The following is a 2,510-nucleotide window of genomic DNA, read 5'->3' on the forward strand; positions in this document are numbered from 1 at the left end:
AAAAAATATATAATAAGCTTGTTAGAGATAAAATATTAAATATAATAAAAAATAATAATCAAAACTATACATATCATATTGCTGATTTAGAGGAATATAAAACAAAATTATTAGATAAACTCACAGAAGAAGTAAATGAATTTAAAGTGGATAAAAACGAAGAAGAAATTGCCGACATCTTAGAAATAATTGATGCTATTATATTAACTTATAATTTAAGTATTGAAAACATATATAACATAAAAAATTTTAAAGCTGAAAATAAAGGTAACTTTAAAAATAAAATTATTTTAGAATCAACTTTTGATTAGAAAATAGAGGAGGTTTGTCATCTGGAGCAATTTTATTAAAATGGCAATAATATAATTTAAACAAGGGGGAAATATTTATGAAATTTTCTGATTTTTATTACGAAAGACCTGATTTTTTAAAAATAAAAACAGAGTATAATTTTCTACTAAAAAACTTGAACAATTCAATAAATAAAGAGGAGGAATATGAATATATATTACAAATAAACAAAATTAGAAATAATATATTTTCTTTAAATTCCATCAGTATGATAAGACACACTATAAATACAAATGATAAATTTTACAATAATGAAAATGATTATTGGAATGAGTATTCTCCCTATTATAAAGAACTTGATAATAAATTTTACAAAATAATATTAAAATCTAAAAATAGAAACTTCTTAGAAAAAAAATTGTCAAAACAATTTTTTAACATAGCTGAAAATTCTATCAAAACTTTTCATCCAAATATTATAAAAGATCTCCAACTAGAAAACAATTTAACTTCACAATACCAAAAATTAATAGCTTCAGCAAATATCTACTTTAAAGGAGAATTTAAAAATTTATCTAATATTACTCCTTATACTTTAAACAATAATAGAAAAACAAGAAAAGAGGCTTTAGAAGCTAAATATAATTTCTTTAAAGAAAATGAGAAAAAAATAGATGAGATCTATCATAATTTAGTTCAAATTAGAGATAAAATATCTAAAAAATTAGGCTATAAAAACTTTGTAGAACTTGGATATATTAGAATGAATAGAAATGATTATAATCCTCAAATGGTTAGTAATTTTAGAGAACAAGTTAAAAGATATATAGTTCCCATAGCAAATGATTTATTTGAAAAACAAGGAAAAAGTTGGCATTAGAAACTTTAACATATTATGACCAAAATTATGAGTTTACAACAGGTAATCCTATCCCTAAAGGGGATGTTAAATGGATTATTGAAAATGGGAAAAAAATGTATTCAGAACTTTCAAAAGAAACAAAAGAATTTTTTGATTTTATGACTGAAAATGAACTTATGGATTTAGAAACTAAAGACGGAAAAGCTTCTATAGGATATTGTGATTATATTTCTAAATATAAATCTCCTTTTATATTTACAAATTTTAATGGAACTAAAGAAGATATTGCTATTTTTACTCATGAAGTTGGTCATGCTTTTCAAGCTTATAGATCAAGATGGATCGAAGTTCCAGAACTAAATTTTCCCACTTATGAAAGTTCTGAAATTCATTCTATGAGTATGGAGTTTTTTACTTGGCCTTGGATGGAACTTTTCTTTAAAGAGAATACAGATAAATATAAATTCTCTCATTTAGGAAAAGCTATTAAATTTATTCCTTATGGAGTAACAGTTGATCACTTTCAACATAAAATATATGAAAATCCAAATTTAACTCCAAAAGAAAGAAAAAAAATATGGAGAGATTTAGAAAAAGAATATCTTCCTCATAAAAATTATGAAGAATGTGACTTTTTAGAAAATGGTGGATGGTGGTTTCAACAATCTCATATATTCCAAAGTCCATTCTATTATATTGATTATACCTTAGCTCAAATATGTGCTTTACAATTTTTTAAAAAAATGAATAATAACAGAGAAGAAGCTTGGCAAGATTATATCACTCTTTGTGACTTAGGAGGAACTAAATCTTTCTTAGAATTAGTAGCACATGCTAATTTAAAATCTCCATTTGATAGTGGAACAGTTGAATCTATTATTGAAGATATAAAAAAATCTTTAGATATGATTGAAAATAACCTTTCAAAGAGTTATACTTAAAATATTAGGGAATACAATAAATTTACTGGAGGCTTTTCATGAATGTTTTTGATCAATTTTTAAATAAAAAAATTAATATTTTAGTTGCCCACTCATCTTTCTCTGAACATACGTCATCTGAATGTCATATTGGAGTTTTACTATCTACCTATGATAACTTTATAGAATTAAAAAAAAGTGACAAGTCAATATTTATAAATACATCATACATTATTTCAATTGAAAAATATCTATAAATTTATTGCATATAAGCCTACAAAAAGTTATACTCAAGAAAGGAACTAAAAATGGAGGCATTATATGAATACTAGAAAAATAACACTTACTCATGGAGGAACTAAACTTATTCATGATCATGAGGATCACAAAGTTTATAATCCTGATTCAATTCTTGAACATAAAACAGATCGGAAGAG

At 23.8% G+C, this 2,510-nt stretch carries 4 protein-coding genes; all 4 read left to right on the forward strand.

Annotation, left to right across the window (positions count from 1 at the left end):
• Positions 1-5 precede the first annotated feature (5 nt).
• The 4 genes from Q0V09_RS10765 (at position 6) to Q0V09_RS10780 (ending at position 2,330) form a co-directional block, all read left to right on the forward strand.
• A complete protein-coding gene (locus Q0V09_RS10765; RefSeq protein WP_297489492.1) occupies positions 6-311 on the forward strand; it encodes a nucleoside triphosphate pyrophosphohydrolase in 306 nt (101 codons plus the stop codon).
• 77 nt (positions 312-388) lie between these two features.
• Complete coding sequence (locus Q0V09_RS10770) at positions 389-1,171, forward strand: hypothetical protein (RefSeq protein ID WP_297489486.1); 783 nt, start codon at positions 389-391, stop codon at positions 1,169-1,171.
• On the forward strand, positions 1,162-2,094 hold the full coding sequence (locus tag Q0V09_RS10775; protein ID WP_297489489.1) for a M3 family oligoendopeptidase: 933 nt from the start codon (positions 1,162-1,164) through the stop codon (positions 2,092-2,094). Before Q0V09_RS10770 ends, Q0V09_RS10775 begins: the two co-directional genes overlap by 10 nt.
• A gap of 38 nt (positions 2,095-2,132) precedes the next feature.
• On the forward strand, positions 2,133-2,330 hold the full coding sequence (locus Q0V09_RS10780) for a hypothetical protein (RefSeq protein WP_297406418.1): 198 nt from the start codon (positions 2,133-2,135) through the stop codon (positions 2,328-2,330).
• Positions 2,331-2,510 lie beyond the last annotated feature (180 nt).

The sequence above is a fragment of the uncultured Cetobacterium sp. genome (genome assembly GCF_947039425.1).
Classification (GTDB): domain Bacteria; phylum Fusobacteriota; class Fusobacteriia; order Fusobacteriales; family Fusobacteriaceae; genus Cetobacterium_A.